The 14,674-nt window shown below is 68.2% G+C and carries 17 protein-coding genes and 2 pseudogenes; 11 read left to right on the top strand and 8 right to left on the bottom strand.

All coding sequences use genetic code 11. From position 1 onward, the window contains the following. Window positions 1-40: 40 nt before the first annotated feature. Window positions 41-175: pseudogene (locus ACFY16_RS09650) on the bottom strand (DUF6879 family protein); the annotation flags it as partial. Between the two features lie 228 nt (window positions 176-403). On the opposite strand from ACFY16_RS09650, the gene ACFY16_RS09655 reads away from it, so the two are divergent. Continuing rightward, the gene (locus ACFY16_RS09655) at window positions 404-673 is read left to right on the top strand and encodes a type II toxin-antitoxin system Phd/YefM family antitoxin (protein ID WP_235455136.1); all 270 of its coding nucleotides are present in this window, start codon (window positions 404-406) and stop codon (window positions 671-673) included. Continuing rightward, window positions 666-929, top strand: a complete 264-nt coding sequence (locus ACFY16_RS09660) for a type II toxin-antitoxin system RelE/ParE family toxin (protein WP_390646540.1) — start codon at window positions 666-668, stop codon at window positions 927-929. Before ACFY16_RS09655 ends, ACFY16_RS09660 begins: the two co-directional genes overlap by 8 nt. Window positions 930-1,133: 204 nt before the next feature. On the opposite strand, the gene ACFY16_RS09665 is transcribed toward ACFY16_RS09660, so the two are convergent. Then, window positions 1,134-1,280 carry a hypothetical protein gene (locus ACFY16_RS09665; RefSeq protein WP_390646541.1) on the bottom strand — a complete coding sequence of 49 codons (147 nt, stop codon included), beginning with the start codon at window positions 1,278-1,280 and terminating at the stop codon, window positions 1,134-1,136. A gap of 81 nt (window positions 1,281-1,361) precedes the next feature. Between ACFY16_RS09665 and ACFY16_RS09670 the strand changes: the two genes are divergently transcribed. The 5 genes from ACFY16_RS09670 to ACFY16_RS09690 all read left to right on the top strand — a co-directional run bounded on the left by ACFY16_RS09670 (window position 1,362) and on the right by ACFY16_RS09690 (window position 3,633). Beyond that, window positions 1,362-1,652 carry a hypothetical protein gene (locus tag ACFY16_RS09670; RefSeq protein WP_390646542.1) on the top strand — a complete coding sequence of 97 codons (291 nt, stop codon included), beginning with the start codon at window positions 1,362-1,364 and terminating at the stop codon, window positions 1,650-1,652. A gap of 270 nt (window positions 1,653-1,922) precedes the next feature. Next, a complete protein-coding gene (locus ACFY16_RS09675) occupies window positions 1,923-2,231 on the top strand; it encodes a transposase (RefSeq protein ID WP_390646543.1) in 309 nt (102 codons plus the stop codon). After that, window positions 2,228-2,416, top strand: coding sequence for an IS3 family transposase (locus ACFY16_RS09680; protein ID WP_390646544.1), 189 nt, complete (start codon window positions 2,228-2,230; stop codon window positions 2,414-2,416). The genes ACFY16_RS09675 and ACFY16_RS09680 overlap by 4 nt, the downstream gene beginning before the upstream one ends. 82 nt (window positions 2,417-2,498) lie before the next feature. Then, window positions 2,499-3,077, top strand: a complete 579-nt coding sequence (locus ACFY16_RS09685) for a hypothetical protein (protein ID WP_390646545.1) — start codon at window positions 2,499-2,501, stop codon at window positions 3,075-3,077. A gap of 268 nt (window positions 3,078-3,345) precedes the next feature. Further along, window positions 3,346-3,633 (top strand): hypothetical protein, encoded by a 288-nt coding sequence (locus ACFY16_RS09690; RefSeq protein ID WP_390646546.1) that lies wholly within the window; start codon window positions 3,346-3,348, stop codon window positions 3,631-3,633. A 25-nt stretch (window positions 3,634-3,658) separates the two neighbouring features. Here the strand turns inward: ACFY16_RS09690 and ACFY16_RS09695 are convergent, their stop codons facing one another. The 3 genes and pseudogenes from ACFY16_RS09695 to ACFY16_RS09705 all read right to left on the bottom strand — a co-directional run bounded on the left by ACFY16_RS09695 (window position 3,659) and on the right by ACFY16_RS09705 (window position 8,206). Continuing rightward, window positions 3,659-4,471: a DUF4253 domain-containing protein gene (locus ACFY16_RS09695; protein WP_390646547.1), complete on the bottom strand. Its 813-nt coding sequence runs from the start codon at window positions 4,469-4,471 to the stop codon at window positions 3,659-3,661. A 94-nt stretch (window positions 4,472-4,565) separates the two neighbouring features. Beyond that, window positions 4,566-5,591, bottom strand: a complete 1,026-nt coding sequence (locus tag ACFY16_RS09700) for an IS3 family transposase (protein ID WP_390646548.1) — start codon at window positions 5,589-5,591, stop codon at window positions 4,566-4,568. 433 nt (window positions 5,592-6,024) lie between these two features. Continuing rightward, window positions 6,025-8,206: pseudogene (locus ACFY16_RS09705) on the bottom strand (DEAD/DEAH box helicase). Between the two features lie 195 nt (window positions 8,207-8,401). Between ACFY16_RS09705 and ACFY16_RS09710 the strand changes: the two are divergent. Beyond that, complete coding sequence (locus tag ACFY16_RS09710; RefSeq protein ID WP_390646549.1) at window positions 8,402-8,668, top strand: hypothetical protein; 267 nt, start codon at window positions 8,402-8,404, stop codon at window positions 8,666-8,668. Further along, window positions 8,665-9,057, top strand: a complete 393-nt coding sequence (locus tag ACFY16_RS09715) for a PIN domain-containing protein (protein WP_390646550.1) — start codon at window positions 8,665-8,667, stop codon at window positions 9,055-9,057. Before ACFY16_RS09710 ends, ACFY16_RS09715 begins: the two co-directional genes overlap by 4 nt. Window positions 9,058-9,140: 83 nt before the next feature. On the opposite strand, the gene ychF is transcribed toward ACFY16_RS09715, so the two are convergent. Next, window positions 9,141-10,229 carry a redox-regulated ATPase YchF gene (ychF, locus tag ACFY16_RS09720; protein ID WP_390646551.1) on the bottom strand — a complete coding sequence of 363 codons (1,089 nt, stop codon included), beginning with the start codon at window positions 10,227-10,229 and terminating at the stop codon, window positions 9,141-9,143. A 164-nt stretch (window positions 10,230-10,393) separates the two neighbouring features. On the opposite strand from ychF, the gene ACFY16_RS09725 reads away from it, so the two are divergent. Then, window positions 10,394-11,020: a DUF6542 domain-containing protein gene (locus tag ACFY16_RS09725; RefSeq protein ID WP_390646552.1), complete on the top strand. Its 627-nt coding sequence runs from the start codon at window positions 10,394-10,396 to the stop codon at window positions 11,018-11,020. A gap of 230 nt (window positions 11,021-11,250) precedes the next feature. Here the strand turns inward: ACFY16_RS09725 and ppgK are convergent, their stop codons facing one another. Together ppgK and ACFY16_RS09735 are read right to left on the bottom strand one after the other, a co-directional pair. Further along, complete coding sequence (gene ppgK, locus ACFY16_RS09730; protein ID WP_390646553.1) at window positions 11,251-11,997, bottom strand: polyphosphate--glucose phosphotransferase; 747 nt, start codon at window positions 11,995-11,997, stop codon at window positions 11,251-11,253. A gap of 29 nt (window positions 11,998-12,026) precedes the next feature. Then, a complete protein-coding gene (locus tag ACFY16_RS09735; protein ID WP_390646554.1) occupies window positions 12,027-13,052 on the bottom strand; it encodes a 4-hydroxy-3-methylbut-2-enyl diphosphate reductase in 1,026 nt (341 codons plus the stop codon). Window positions 13,053-13,149: 97 nt separating this feature from the next. Between ACFY16_RS09735 and ACFY16_RS09740 the strand changes: the two genes are divergently transcribed. Next, the gene (locus tag ACFY16_RS09740; protein ID WP_390646555.1) at window positions 13,150-14,586 is read left to right on the top strand and encodes an APC family permease; all 1,437 of its coding nucleotides are present in this window, start codon (window positions 13,150-13,152) and stop codon (window positions 14,584-14,586) included. The last annotated feature ends 88 nt before the right edge of the window (window positions 14,587-14,674 follow it).

A 14,674-nucleotide genomic window follows, 5' to 3' on the forward strand; every position in this document is an offset into this window, starting at 1 on the left:
CGCTGACCGCAGTCAGCGTCCGGCGCCCCTTGTTCAGTCAGTTCATGAGGACCACTTCGGAGCGGTCGAACATCCAGAAGTCCTCTGCATTTGCGATGGGGTTGGGCCTGTCCGTGACGTCGAGAATGCGGATCTGCTCGCCGGCCAAGGCCAAGGCGTGAGCCTTGTAGTACCTGCACTTCGAATTCCACCACGCGGACCTCGACAGCCCGCCCGTGGTCGCCGACCACCGCCTGCGCCGCCTCGTACAGCCGCCTCCTGCGGCAACCGCCTCCCGCTCACTGCGCCCCATCCCGCCCCGCCCCCTCTCGCTATGTCCCCGCATACTGCCACCGCTGACCCCCGGCACCGGCCGGGGCCCGCAGGCGTTGTGTACACATGGCACACTCGGTACCCTTGAAGCATGACTCAGCCGCTGCCCATAGAGTCCATCCGCGACGTACGCGCTCACTTGGCCGAAGTCGTCGAACGGGCCGACCGTGACGACGTGCCCACTGTCATCACCCGTCGCGGCAAGCAGGTCGCCGCTGTGGTCTCGATCGACGTGCTGCGCAAGTACCAGGAGTGGGAGGAGCGCGAGATCAACCGCATCATCGACGAGCGCATGGCGAGCCCGGCCGCCGGCGTCCCGATCGAGGACGTGATGAGGGAGACGCTGGCACGCAGTGAGTGACTACCGCACGGTGTTCCGGCCCGAGGCCCAGGCCGAGCTGCGCAAGATCCCGCGGGACATGGCGCTTCGCATCCTGGCCAAACTTACAGAGCTGGAGAGCGACCCCTTCGGCTTCAACACCACCGCACTCATATCCCAGCCTGAGCGCCGCCGCCTTCGGGTCGGCGACTACCGTGTCGTCTACACGATCGACAACGGGGAGCTGGTGGTGTGGGTCGTACACGTCGGACACCGCTCCACGGTCTACGACACATAGCTGCTCCAGGTTCTGCGGACAGCTGCGGACTGCACAACGGCCTGACCTGCTTTCTCGCAGGTCAGGCCGTTTGTCCACGTCCGACCAGACGTTGAACCGGAACGTTCATGGAACCCCTTCCTTCCCAGTGTTCCCAAGGGTTTCTGCCCTCTGGAGGGGTGCAGGGTCAGCACCAAGTCAGCACCGTGTCGATCAGTCAGCACGTCATGCCGCCACTGCGACGGCGCGTACCGGCGACGGCCGAAGCGCCTGCTGCATCACGTCCCGGCACCGGCCCCACGCCTCCGGCACCAGGTGCCCGTACGTGTCGACGGTGGTCTTGATGTTCCGGTGACCGAGCCAGCGGCTCACTTCGTGGATGGGGACGCCGTTCGCGAGCGCTGTCGAGGCGGCAAACCCTGGGGCGCCGTCTCGCAACATGAGTACCGGCGCATGGCACGTGATGAGCGCTTCGCCCTCGCGCACCGCGTGCATTTCGCCGCACTCGGCTGGGCCGATAGGCACGGGCACGCACCGTTCGGACCCAACGCGCTCGCGGCCATCCTGTCGAGGAACGGCACACGGCTCAGCAAGCAGAGCACGACCGGCGCCGTCGCCAGCGCGAAGCGCCTCGACCTGGTGTCGCCGCGTTCGTCAGCGGCCTGCCTGGTGCTCGGCAGCTATGTGTTCCAGAAGGAGAAGGGCGCACCGTCGCCCTGCCGCACGCATCCCGAGCGGCTCTAGCGCAAACCTGTACCGAGTACAGGCGCGACATGTACGGAAACCAGCTCCGACCTGGGGAAACATTCGCTGCCTCGCTATCTAGTTAGGGCAGCGGCGGAAGAGCGTCAGCGCTGGCGACATGGCATCTGCACCCGGTGCAGCCGAGCTTCGCTCGGCCCAGTCGTAAGCCCGCTAGCCCAGGTGCGGCCCATCAGGGCCGCCTGAGGTTCCCCCGAGATGCGAGGAAGGGTGACAGCAGGTCAGATGGATCTCGTGAGAGGAGATCTGACGATGCCTGCCCCCAGAAAATACCCGCTGGAGTTGCGTGAGCGTGCGGTGCGGATGTACCGCACTGCCGAGCCGAAGCCCGTCATCCGCCGCATGGCCGAGGAACTCGGCGTGCATCACGAGGCTCTGCGCGGCTGGATCCGCCAGGCCGAGGCCGACGCCGGCGAGCGGGACGATCTGCTCACCACCGCCGAACGCGAGGAGCTGGTGGCTCTGCGCAAGGAGAACGCCCAGCTCAAGCGGGCGAACGAGGTCCTGCGGACGGCCTCGGCTTTTTTCGCCGCTCAGCTCGACCCGACCCGGCCCAGGTGAGGACGCTCATCGACGAGCACCCGCACGCGCTCTTCGAGTACATCGACGGCTTCTACAACCCCCGCCGCATCCAGAAACGGCTCGGCTACCTCAGCCCCATCGAGTTCGAAGAGAAGCACTACGCCAACCAGGCAACGGCCGAACCAGTGAACCTGAAACCCCGTCAACCCTCCCTGACCAGCTAGTCAGCCACTCCCGCGCAGCGGGGGAACCTCAGCCACATTGCAAGCCAGTAGATCAAGCAAGCCTGCAAGGAGGCTCTACCTCTTGAGCAAGTCGATGACGAAATCTCCCTCTCGCCGCCGCTCCGCCGCTGGGGCGCCGTCGCGTCCGACGTACGAGCTCGGTATGCGCCGGGGAATGCTGACCTTCATCTGCCGCGTAGAGGGGCATCCGCGCCGTCTCCTGTGCCTCTGTGCCTGCGGCGAAGTGAAGGACGTCGACATGAGCAACTTCACCAGCGGACGAACGAAGACCTGCGGCGGTCCGGCGCATCGCGCCCCCATGTCGTACGTCGAGGCTCACCGCATCGTCGGCATGCAGCGCGGGAAGGCGAGCGCCCGCCCCTGCTGGCGAGACTGCGGCAAGCAGGGCGCCGAATGGGCGTACGACCATCTGGACTCCAACGAGTCACGCGACGAGAAAGGGAGGCATGCAGGCATCCCCTACAGCACAGACCCGATGCACTACGTGCCCCTGTGCCTTAAGTGCCATCGGCGGTTCGACAGGGAGACGACAACGCGGTTGCGCATCAATCCGGCGGCGAAGGAGTCGTCCACCTTGGCCGTCTACTGGTCCTACCTCCACGATCGCCCCGGCATGAAGGTCGACGCCAGCGCTGCGTGACCATTCGGAACGCCCTTCCTGCTCGCTGCGGGGAGGGCCGCATGCCCTCGATGCTTTGCACCACCCTGCCGCCGCATGCCATCCGTTCAGGCCATTGACCTGCGGATACTCCGCATGACGCCCCGTCGGCCGAGGGCAAACGACCTCTGGAACCGTGGCAGGATCCGAGCTGCTAAGACAAGGCGGTCGGGGAGGGTGGACTTCAGGGGTCATACCCCACCCCCTCCGCTCTCTTCCTGCTCTTCGCCGTCGCCTCTACGATCCGCGCATGATCAAGCTGTCGTGGGCCCTGGTGGCCGAGCACGTAGACGAGTGGACCGGCGACAACTTGGCGCAGGGCGCCGCCGCTCTAGAAGCCAAGGTGGGGACTGCGGTCGAGTCCAGCGGCATGAAGCCGGAGACCGTGAGGCAGTGGCGGACTGACTTCTTGGCGCCCGTGGTCGAGTCTCTGCGTAAAGAAGGGGCAGCCGCTCTCGCGCGAGGCGAGTCGTGGAGCAAGGCGGCTGGACCATTCCTCGCGTGCGCCTCCCCCGCCATCCGACCGGAGGCCCGGTGACCATTCCTGTGCTTCGCCGCTGAGGTCAATCCCACCAGAAGTCCCAGCAATTCATGCCGACGATGCGCTCGGCGTAGGCGGCCAGGGTGTAGGGACGGGAGCCCTGCCAAATGTTGTCCGGGCAGAAGGCGAAGTGCTCGGCGGCGACCAAGAGGGCATCCTCGGTAGTCATCGGGGGCGCCGCGACACTGAGATGGAGGGTGCTGAAGCCGACGGCCACGACGCGCGCACCGAAGCGGCGCTCCCAGTCGCGTACGACGGCGGAGAACTTGGCCGTGTCGTTGTCGTAGTTGGCGGGACCGTTCCAGCCGACGGCGGTAAGTGCGTCCGCACCGCAGGCAGCGGCGACGAGCCCAAGCCTCGACCGAGGATGCTGATCGGCGAAGACCCGCGCGTACTCTGCGGCCATCTCATCAGCACCTGTCACGGGCTCTTGGCTGCGGGCGGGACTTGGCCAGGCCTGGCCGAACGGCGCGGTGACTGCGAGACGCTTCTCGGGCATGAGGAGGTCATCATCGTCGTCGGTACTCGTGTACACCTTCCACCACTGCGCCAGGAGAACCGCCGGGTCGTGCGCGTCGGGTGAGGTCATCCGCTCAGGAGACAGCTCGCCGGACGCCCAGGGCCGGAATTCGCCGTCGTTCGGGTCATCGGCGTCAAGAAGGAGAGGCCACAGGCCCGAGGCGCTGTGCTCGGAGCACAGGTGGGTCCACAACTCGGCGGAAGCCGGGGTATCACTCAGCCACAGCGGTTGCATGTCGCCGTCACCCTCATCAGAGGTAATCATCCGGCCCTTCGGGAGCGGGACAGCTACGGAGGCGAGGAGTTCAGGATTCACGGGCGGATGCTAGTTCGGGGGTCTGACAACTGGGGGCACGCCGGTTGGTGATCGTTCACTCCTTGAGGTTCCCCCGCTGCGCGGGAGTGGCTGACTAGCTGGTCAGGGAGGGTTGACGGGGTTTCAGGTTCACTGGTTCGGCCGTTGCCTGGTTGGCGTAGTGCTTCTCTTCGAACTCGATGGGGCTGAGGTAGCCGAGCCGTTTCTGGATGCGGCGGGGGTTGTAGAAGCCGTCGATGTACTCGAAGAGCGCGAGGTTGGCCTCGGCTCTGGTGGCGAAGGTGCGGCCGCGGATGCATTCGGTCTTGATGAGCATCCACAGGTTCTCCGCCAGGGCGTTGTCGAACGAGTCCCCGACCGAGCCCATCGACGCCTGGATTCCAGCTCTGACCAGGCGTGTTGTGAGCTTGATGGACGTGTATTGACAGCCGTGGTCGGCGTGATGGACGAGTTCGCCGGGGGCGACTTCGCGACTGGCGAGGGCGTATTCCAGCGAGGTGAGGACCAGGTCGGCGTCCGCGTGGGCGGAGGTCTCCCAGGCCACCACCCGGCGGGAGAAGGCGTCCCGGATCGCCGACAGCCACAACGGCCCCTCCCCGGTGGGGATCATGGTCAGGTCTGTCACCCACAGCCGGTTCGGTTCGTCGGCGGTGAAGTCACGTTGCACCAGGTCAGGGGCGAGGTCGGCGTCCTGGTCGCGGCGGGTGAAGCCCTTGCCCTTGCGGGGGCTGATGCCGGCGAGGCCAGCTTCCCGCATCAGCCGTTCGACCCGTTTCCGGCCGACGTGGACGCCCTCCCGCCCGAGGACGGCGTGCACGCGGGGTGAGCCGTAGATCCCGCCGGAGTCGGCGTGGACCTGCCGGATCCGATCGGTCAGTTCGACGTCCTGACGGCGCCTTTCACACGGCTGCTTCTCGGCCTGGCACCAGCGGTAGTAGGTGGAGGAAGGGATGCGCAGTTCCCGGAGTACGGGCTCGACCCCCAGGTGCGGGTGCTCGTCATGCTCGCACGCACGTTCTCGGGGGAACCTCAAGGCCCCAGGAACGAGCACGTCTGGCAACGCGCCCATCAGATCGGGGTCGAAGAACCCTCTGACTTCATCCCACAGCAGGTCAGCCACTCCCCCATCCTGCCCGGCGGCCTTTCCGCGTGCGTACCGGGTTTCCCGTGCCCGGCCCCAGGTGCGCCCCCGGTTCTCTCCGGCCTCTCACGGCACCCCGGAAACCCAAGTTCAGAGCACGTACAGACCCGCCCCGCGAGTCAGCACCAAGTCAGCACACGGCCAGGAAACAGGCTGATCCAGCCGGAGAAAACAGGAAGGGGCCAGACCCTAAGATCTGGCCCCTGACCTGGGGTTTTACTGCCTGACCAGCACCTCAGCCGATCACGGCGTCAGCCCGTCACACGTTGAAGCGGAATGTCTGCGGCCCGATCCTGACCTGCGGCGGAGCCCCACCCAGGGCTCTGACCTGGCATTTCCTCGTTGGTATGCGTTGGCTCCCAACGGCCGTTTACGGGTGTCCCGCGGACTGGCTGCGGACCGGAGGACCCCCTCACTCGGATGCCGTGGGCCTCCCGTTCGTCATGCCCAGGCGCGCCTGCTCCTCCTCGACTATCCGGCGGGCCAGCTCAGTGTCCGACACGTCGACCGCGTCCGGGGTGGATTCGGCCACGGCGCTACGGCGGGCGTAGGCATCGAACAGGCGGGTGGGGCCTCCTCCAGCATCTTCACCATGCGTTCATCCACTCCCCCAGTGGCGAGCAGGCGGTGCACGCGAACCGGCCTGACCTGGCCCATGCGGTGTGCCCGGGCAACTGCCTGGTGCTCGATGGTCGGCTTGATCTGCGGTTCGCAGATGATGACGACGGAGGCAGCCTGCAGATTGAGGCCGACGCCGGCCGCCTGAATCTGTGCCAGGAGCACCGCTGGTCCCGAGACACCGGCGAAGTCGTCGACGATCTGCTGCCTCCGCCCTGCCGCGACGCTTCCGGTGAGCGGACCGAACACCGCAGTGCCGGCAGCGGGGCCCGCGGCGAGTGCTGCCTTCACCACTCCCAGCACGTCCTTGAAATAGGAGAAGACCACCGTCTTCTGCCCGTTCTCGCCGGCCTCCTGAACAATCTCGCGGAGCCGGTCCAGCTTGGCCGACTTCTCGGGGTGCATGTACGCAGCCCTGCGCATCGCCATGAAGTTGCCGGCGCGCACGGCTTCGCGGTACGCCTCTTCGTCCGATGCGCTCAGCTCCTCCCACTCGTCGGTCTGCTGAAGACTGGGGAGTTCCGACAGTACGTCCTCCTGGTTGCGCCTCAGGTAGACCGGAGCGACGGTCTTGCGAAAGGCGACCGATCCCGCCAAGGCGTCTCGCTCGCCCAAGGAGTCCGCGACCCCTCCATCGAGCATCTGGACCAAGTTGCGGAATTCCACAACCCGGTTCTCCATCGGGGTCCCGGTCATGAAGAGGCTGCGCCCACAACGCTCCGTCCACAGTGCGACCGACTGAGACCGCTTGGCCTTCGGATTCTTCACGGAGTGCGCTTCGTCGACGACGAGCAGTCCGACCTCTCCGCCGCCGGGCGCCGGAAAGCCGCGCAGTGCGTCGAACGTAGTCACCCCTACCCCGCCCCGCCCCTTCCAGTCGGCGAACGCGTAGTGCCGGTCGGGGCCGTGGAGCACCGTGACGCGAAGGGCACTGCGGGCCTCGATCTCCCGAGTCCAGTTCACGAGAACGCTCGCCGGGCAGACGACCATGAAGTGGCTCTGCCCTTCGGCGGCCAGGTGTGCCAGCACGGCGATCGCCTGGATGGTCTTCCCGAGACCCATCTCGTCGCCGAGTATGACCTTGCGCTGCGCAAGGACGAAGCGCGCGCCGAACGCCTGGTAGCCGCGCAGGGAGACCCGCCGATGCGAGTCGTCGAGGTGCTGGGTCCGTACCCGCTCGGCAATCTCCTCCGGCAGGAAGCCTTCGGCGGCGGCCGTGTCAGGCGGCCGACCGGAGATCTCGGCGAGCAGGCTGTAGTACTCGGCGGAACGGAGTTCGAAGTCCACCCAGGCCGCGATGTCGGAGGAGGATCCGCGCAGCAGGTCCACCGATGCCTGGGCAAGCAGCTCAGGCAGGCCCGCCTGCTCTGCCTCGTCCACCAGCGAGCGGATCTCGTTGACAGCCGCCAGGGCGCGCGCCCTCTTGTCCTGACCAGCCAGAAACATCCTGAAGCGCCCGGCGGCGGGCCTCGCGTCGACCAGCAGCGGGCCGAGTCGGTCCGACAAGGCTGCGGCTCGGTCCACCGCGCGCCGGGCATCCGGTCCCGCTTCCACCAGAACCTGCAAGGCCATGACGAGTGCGGTGGTGCTCGGCTCCGGCCGGTCCACGTCAATGTGGACGGCCACCGTCTCGTGCACGGCCTCGGAAAGTCGGCGAGCTGCGGCGAGCATCTGGTCGACAGTGCGCTGCCCCACCCCGGGAATCTGGCGCAACCGGTAGGGGCCCGCTTCGAGAACACGGCCCACTGTGCGCAGGCCGCTCTTCTCTACGTTCCCCAGCCGCAGGCGTCCTTCGGTGACGTCCTGCAGCCGGGCGACGGGGATCGCATCGAGCTCCCGCTTGACCGCCGCGTCGTGGATCGGCTCAAGCGTCGCCCGTACCGCGTCGACCGCCTTGCCGTGTCACCGGCCACTGCCTGCGCCGCTTCGTACAGCCGCGCTCCCCTCGTGACTGTGTCCCGCTCGCCACGCCCCACCCGTCCCGCCCCTCTCTCACACTTCCCGCATCTTCCCACCACCCACGCCGGCCGTGGTGCGCCGCCCAAGACGGCCTTGGAACGCCGGCAGATTGCCGAACTGCCTCGATACGGCGGCTTCTCGGCCGGGCCCTAGAGGACATCCCCACCGCCGAAAACCCACCCGGTTCCGCCATACCGCGCTATGGTGCTGGTATGGCTACTAAGAAGGTGACGATTACTCTCGATGAATCCCTGGTCGAGGCCCTGGCCAGTGCTGCTGAGGAGGAAGGCATCCCGCTCTCCCGGCTTGTCGCCGGAGCGGCTGAACGAGAACTGCGGCTGCGGGCCGGGCGGGCCGTGATCCAGCAGTGGCAGGCAGAGCACGGCGCCTTCACGCCGCAAGAGCTCGCAGCTGCCCGCGCCGACATGGCCGACGCCGATGCCGAGTACCTCAGCGGCACGGGAGCGTCGGCCGCGTGAACATCCCTTACCTGTACGACGCCGGTGCGCTGATCGCCATCGACAACGACGACCGGCGCATGTGGGCCCGGCACAGCCTCGCTCTCGAAGACGGCAGGGACATCCACGTGCCCTCCGTGGTTGTCAGCCAGGCATGGCGGGACTCCCGCCGCCAGGTCAGGCTCGGCAAGTTCCTCGCAGGGTGCCATGTCGTACCCGTGGGCCTCGAAACCGCCAAGGCCGCAGGCATTCTCTGCGGCAAGGCCGGCACCGCAGACATCGTCGACGCCACCGTCGTTGTCATGGCTGCCAGTCTCGGGGCGATCATCTGGACCTCCGACCCGGACGACATCCGCGCCCTCATCGATGCCCAGGACGTCAAGCCCGCTCCCGTCATCCGCACCGTCTGACCTCCGAAGGTGTGCGGACTCCTGCGGACAGCAAGACGGCCTGACCAGCATCCTCGCAGGTCAGGCCACCTCTATGGATGCGATCAGACGTTGAAGCGGAACTCCACAACGTCCCCGTCCTGCATCACATACTCCTTGCCCTCCATGCGCGCCTTGCCCTTGGCGCGGGCCTCGGGGACCGAGCCCGTCGCGACCAGGTCCTCGAAGGAGATGACCTCGGCCTTGATGAAGCCCTTCTGGAAGTCGGTGTGGATGACACCGGCGGCCTCGGGGGCGGTGGCGCCCTTCTTGATCGTCCAGGCGCGGGATTCCTTGGGGCCGGCCGTGAGGTAGGTCTGCAGGCCGAGGGTGTCGAAGCCGACGCGGGCGAGGGTGGCGAGGCCCGGCTCCTCGGCGCCGACCGACTCCAGGAGCTCCATCGCGTCCTCCTCGTCGAGCTCGGCGAGGTCCGCCTCCAGCTTGGCGTTGAGGAAGATCGCCTCGGCGGGGGCGACCAGGGCGCGCTGCTCGTTCTTGAAGTCGTCGTCGACCAGCTCGTCCTCGTCGACGTTGAAGACGTACAGGAACGGCTTGGTGGTGAGCAGGTGCAGGTCGTGCAGCAGCTCCTCCTTGCCGGAGCCCTGGACGATGCCCGCCGAGAAGAGGGTGTCGCCCTTCTCCAGGATCTCCTTCGCCGCCTCGACCGCCGCGACCTTCGGCGCGACGTCCTTCTTGATCCGCGACTCCTTCTGGAGGCGCGGCAGGACCTTCTCGATGGTCTGGAGGTCGGCGAGGATCAGCTCGGTGTTGATCGTCTCGATGTCGTCCTTGGGCGAGACCTTGCCGTCGACGTGGACGACGTTCTCGTCCTTGAAGGCGCGGATGACCTGGCAGATCGCGTCGGACTCACGGATGTTCGCCAGGAACTTGTTGCCCAGGCCCTCACCCTCGGAGGCGCCCTTCACGATGCCGGCGATGTCGACGAAGTCGACGGTCGCCGGGAGGACACGCTGCGAACCGAAGATTTCGGCCAACTTGGTGAGGCGGGCGTCCGGGACGCCGACCACGCCCACGTTGGGCTCGATCGTGGCGAACGGGTAGTTGGCCGCCAGCACGTCGTTCTTGGTCAGGGCGTTGAACAGGGTCGACTTGCCGACATTCGGCAGACCGACGATTCCGATCGTGAGCGACACGTTGCGACTTCCCGTACGTGAGAGGACTGGAGACCAGGGGGCCGATCCACCAGTCTACGGCGTGCCGCACCCCGCCCCGGCGACGCATCGAACGCTTGGCCAAGCTCGGCCCAACGGCGTGTCTGATGGCCTATTCGACAGATAAACCGACCTAAGTTGGTCCAGTGGAGCAACACAGGACGCGACCTCAGCAGCACGGACCGCGACGCGGCACACCACCACCGCCCCTGCCCCCGCAGGGCGGCCGCGGCGGGGCGGCGCGGTCCGCCCGGCCGTCCGGTCCCGCGCCGTCCTCCCGTCCCGTGGGGGTGGGCGCTCCCGCCCGCGGGCCCGCGCAGCGGCGCCCGGCCGCGGTACGAAGGCCCGCCCCGCCGGTCGTGCAGGCTGTGCGGCGGCTGCCCAACCCGCGGCTGACCGGGCTGGGCGGCGGGCTGTTCTGCGGGGCGGTGATGTTCCTGCTCGGCTGTCTCGACCAGTTGCTGTTCGGCGGGGCGCTGACGATGTACTGCGTCCTGTTCCTGCCGGTGTCCGCGCTGACCGCGGTGTGGGTGCGCAAGGGCGACCTGCTGACCGCACCGGTCGTCGTGCCGATCGCCTTCGCGGTGGGGCTGCTGCCGGTGGCCGAGGGCGGCGGGATCGGGAGCCGGCTGATGGGACTGATCACCGGGCTCGCCACCCAGGCCGGGTGGCTGTACGGCGGGACGCTCGTCGCCGGGCTGATCTCGACCGTGCGGAGGGTCCGCCTGGTGAATCAGCGCCGGCGACTCCGAGGTGTGCCGATCGCACGGTGAGAGCCGTTCGCGCCGTGAGACCTTCAGCGCGGTGGTTCGCGCGGTGAGTGCGTGACTCCATCGGCCCGACGGGCGCCGGCTGAGCGACCTCGGTGAAGTCCGCTGCGGTTCCGCAGCGCCCGAAAGGGGCGCGGGGCTGTGTCGATATGCGGCTCCGCCGCGTGGGCGCGACCAGCCACGACGATGCCGCAGGCGATGGACGGCGCATCGCCGCACATCCCGCGGAGCGCTCAGCCCTCCTTCAGGGCCCGCATCGCCGCCCCCACGATGCCCGCGTTGTTCTGCAGCTGCGCCGGGACGATCTCCGCCTTGATGCCCTCGATGAGGTGCAGGAACTTCTCCGACTTGCGGCTGACGCCGCCGCCGATGATGAACAGCTCGGGCGAGAACAGCATCTCGACATGGGCGAGGTACTTCTGGACGCGGTGGGCCCATTGCTCCCACGACAGCTCGTGGTCCTCCTTGGCCTTGCTGGAGGCGTGCTTCTCCGCGTCGCGGCCGTGGAGCTCGAGGTGGCCCAGCTCGGTGTTGGGGACGAGGGCGCCGTCGATGAAGAGGGCGCTGCCGATGCCGGTGCCGAAGGTCAGCAGGATGACCGTCCCCCCGCGGCCCCGGCCGGCGCCGAACTGCATCTCGGCCACACCCGCCGCGTCCGCGTCGTTGACCACGGTCACCGGGAGGCCGCCCAACCGTGCACTGAACAACGCCCGCGCGTCCGTGTCGATCCAGCTCTTGTCCACATTGGCTGCCGTGCGGATGGTGGCCCCGCCCGTGACCACGCCCGGGAAGGTGAGTCCGACCGGGCCCTTCCAGCCGAAGTGGTCGATGACCTGCTTCACCCCGTCGGCCACCCCGTCGGGGGTCGCCGGGTGCGGGGTGAGCACCTTGCAACGCTCCTGGGCCAGGTCGCCTCTGTCCAAGTCCACAGGAGCGCCCTTGATCCCGGATCCACCGATGTCCACGCCGAAGATCTGCATGGCTCCACGTTACGACGTGGGACGGACAGTCACTCCACGGAGCCGGTAGGAGTGCCGCTCCCGCCACGCTCGGCGACCAGGGCCGCCGCCTCCTCGCGCAGGTCGCGGCGGAGCTCCTTCGGCAGGGAGAAGGTGATGGACTCCTCGGCCGCCTTGACGATCTCGACGTCGCCGTAGCCGCGCTCGGACAGCCACTCCAGGACCTGCTCGACCAGCACCTCCGGCACCGACGCGCCGGAGGTGACACCGACCGTCGTCACGCCCTCCAGCCAGGCCTCGTCGATCTCGTGGGCGAAGTCCACGAGGTACGCCTCGCGTGAGCCGGCGAGCTTGGCGACCTCGACGAGCCGCTTGGAGTTGGAGGAGTTGCGCGAGCCGACCACGATCACGAGCTCCGCCTCGGCGCCCATCTGCTTCACGGCGAGCTGCCGGTTCTGCGTGGCGTAGCAGATGTCGTCGCTCGGCGGCGAGATGAGCTGGGGGAACTTCTCCTTGAGCGCGTCGACGGTCTCCATGGTCTCGTCGACGGAGAGGGTGGTCTGCGAGAGCCAGACGACCTTGGACGGGTCGCGGACCTCCACCTTGGCGACGTCCGCGGGGCCGTCGACGAGCTGGATGTGGTCGGGAGCCTCACCGGAGGTGCCGATGACCTCCTCGTGGCCCTCGTGCCCGATCAGGAGGATGTCGAAGTCCTCGCCCGCGAAGCGGACGGCTTCCTTGTGGACCTTGGTGACCAGCGGGCAGGTCGCGTCGATGGTGGCGAGACGGCCGCGGTCGGCCTCCTCGTGGACGACGGGGGCGACGCCGTGCGCGGAGAACATGACGATGTTCCCCTCGGGCACCTCCTCCGTACGTTCGACGAAGATCGCGCCCTTCTTCTCGAGAGTCTGCACGACGTACTTGTTGTGCACGATCTCGTGCCGGACGTAGATCGGAGCCCCGTACTGCTCCAGGGCTTTCTCGACGGCGATCACGGCGCGGTCCACACCCGCGCAGTAACCACGGGGGGCGGCGAGCAGGACACGGCGGCCAGGCGAAGCAGTCATGGCAACCATCGTAAGGCCGCGTTCGGTGGGTCAGAGATCGCGTGCTTCCGCGTGCGCGGGGAGACTGACGGTGAGCCGGGAAGGGTCGCGACGCGCGGAGGCACTGATGTCCGACATCGGTACGACGGCCCCTGTCACCGAAGCGGAACACGATCTTCGGCGCAGCCTCGGCTTCCGGGACCTGGTCGTCTACGGACTGCTGTTCATCGCCCCCATGGCGCCGGTCGGCGTGTTCGGCACGCTGGACGCGAAGTCGCACGGGGCGGTGGCGCTGGTGTACGTCTTCGCCACGGTGGCGATGGCGTTCACCGCGCTCAGCTACGCGCAGATGGTGCGGGTCGTCCCCCAGGCGGGGTCGGTGTTCGCGTACGCGCGCGTGGGGCTCGGGAGGGAGGCCGGGTTCATCGCCGGGTGGATGGCGATGCTGGACTACCTCCTGATCCCGGCCGTCGCCTATCTCTTCTCCGGCGTCGCGATGAACTCCCTCGTCCCGGAGGTCTCGCGCTGGGTGTGGACGGCGCTCGCGGTCGTCGTCACGACCTTGCTGAACCTGTGGGGCGTACGGGCCGCGGCCCGCGTGGGCTTCCTCGTCCTCGCGATGGAGATCGTGGTGCTCGTCGTGTTCGTCGTCTCGGCGGTCGTCGTCCTCGCGCGCGACGGGGCCGAGCGCGGCTGGCTGTCCCCGCTGACCGGGGACGGCACGCAGGGCGCCTTCGCGCTGTCGGCGGTGATCGGCGCGGTCTCGATCGCCGTCCTGTCGTACCTCGGCTTCGACGCGATCGCCACCTTCGTTGAGGAGGTCGGTCAGGAGGGGCCCGAAGCTCGTCGGAAGGGTGGTGGCGGGAGACGGGCGGGCGGTTCGGAGACGGTCGCGCGGGCGCTGCTGTTCTGTCTCGCGGTGGCGGGCGTGCTGTTCGTCGCGCAGACGTACCTCGTGGCGCTGCTGGAGCCGACGACATCGGCACAGTTCGCCGCCGATCCGGTCAAGCAGGGGTCGGCCTTCTACGACGCCGTGGACGTCTCGGTCGGCACGTGGCTGCACGACCTGGTGGCCGTGAGCAAGGCGATCGGCGCGGCCTTCGCCGCGCTGGCCGGGCAGGCCGCGGCGGCGCGGCTGCTGTTCGCGATGGGCCGGGACCGGCGGCTGCCGCGCGCGTTGTCCCGGACGGACTCCGGGGTGCCGCGGGTCGCGCTGGTGTGCGCGGCCGTCATCACCCTCGTGGCGGCGGTGTGGGCGGCGCGGCGGGACGACGGGATGGACCACCTCGTGTCGGTCGTCGACATCGGCGCGCTCACCGCGTTCACGCTGCTGCACGCGAGCGTGGTGGGGTGGTTCGCGGTACGGCGGAGGGGCGGCGCGGTGAGCTGGTGGCGGCATGTGCTGGTGCCGGTGGTGGGGGCGGCGATCACTGTCGCGGTGATCTTCGAGGCGTCGGGGGCGGCGCAGGTGGTGGGGGCGGTGTGGTTGGTGGTCGGGCTGGCGGTGCTGGTCGCGCAACGGCGGCCGGGGGCCGAATCGCCGGGGGCCGAATCGGCTGAGTGACGGGCGGTGGTGGGTGCGCCCTGAGGATTTTCGCCCCGGGCTGGAACTTCGCCGACCGGGGTGTGAGCGGCCGGGGCGGAACCTGGGC

The sequence above is a fragment of the Streptomyces sp. NPDC001315 genome, from assembly GCF_042896175.1.
Lineage (GTDB): Bacteria > Actinomycetota > Actinomycetes > Streptomycetales > Streptomycetaceae > Streptomyces.

Bases quoted from the DNA above. Each gene is read 5' to 3' on its own strand.
- ACFY16_RS09655 (WP_235455136.1), top strand. From the start codon at position 404: ATGACTCAGCCGCTGCCCATAGAGTCCATCCGCGACGTACGCGCTCAC.
- ACFY16_RS09670 (WP_390646542.1), top strand. From the start codon at position 1,362: ATGGCACGTGATGAGCGCTTCGCCCTCGCGCACCGCGTGCATTTCGCC.
- ACFY16_RS09675 (WP_390646543.1), top strand. From the start codon at position 1,923: ATGCCTGCCCCCAGAAAATACCCGCTGGAGTTGCGTGAGCGTGCGGTG.
- ACFY16_RS09690 (WP_390646546.1), top strand. From the start codon at position 3,346: ATGATCAAGCTGTCGTGGGCCCTGGTGGCCGAGCACGTAGACGAGTGG.
- ACFY16_RS09710 (WP_390646549.1), top strand. From the start codon at position 8,402: ATGGCTACTAAGAAGGTGACGATTACTCTCGATGAATCCCTGGTCGAG.
- ppgK (WP_390646553.1), bottom strand. From the start codon at position 11,997: ATGCAGATCTTCGGCGTGGACATCGGTGGATCCGGGATCAAGGGCGCT.
- ACFY16_RS09735 (WP_390646554.1), bottom strand. From the start codon at position 13,052: ATGGTTGCCATGACTGCTTCGCCTGGCCGCCGTGTCCTGCTCGCCGCC.
- ACFY16_RS09740 (WP_390646555.1), top strand. From the start codon at position 13,150: ATGTCCGACATCGGTACGACGGCCCCTGTCACCGAAGCGGAACACGAT.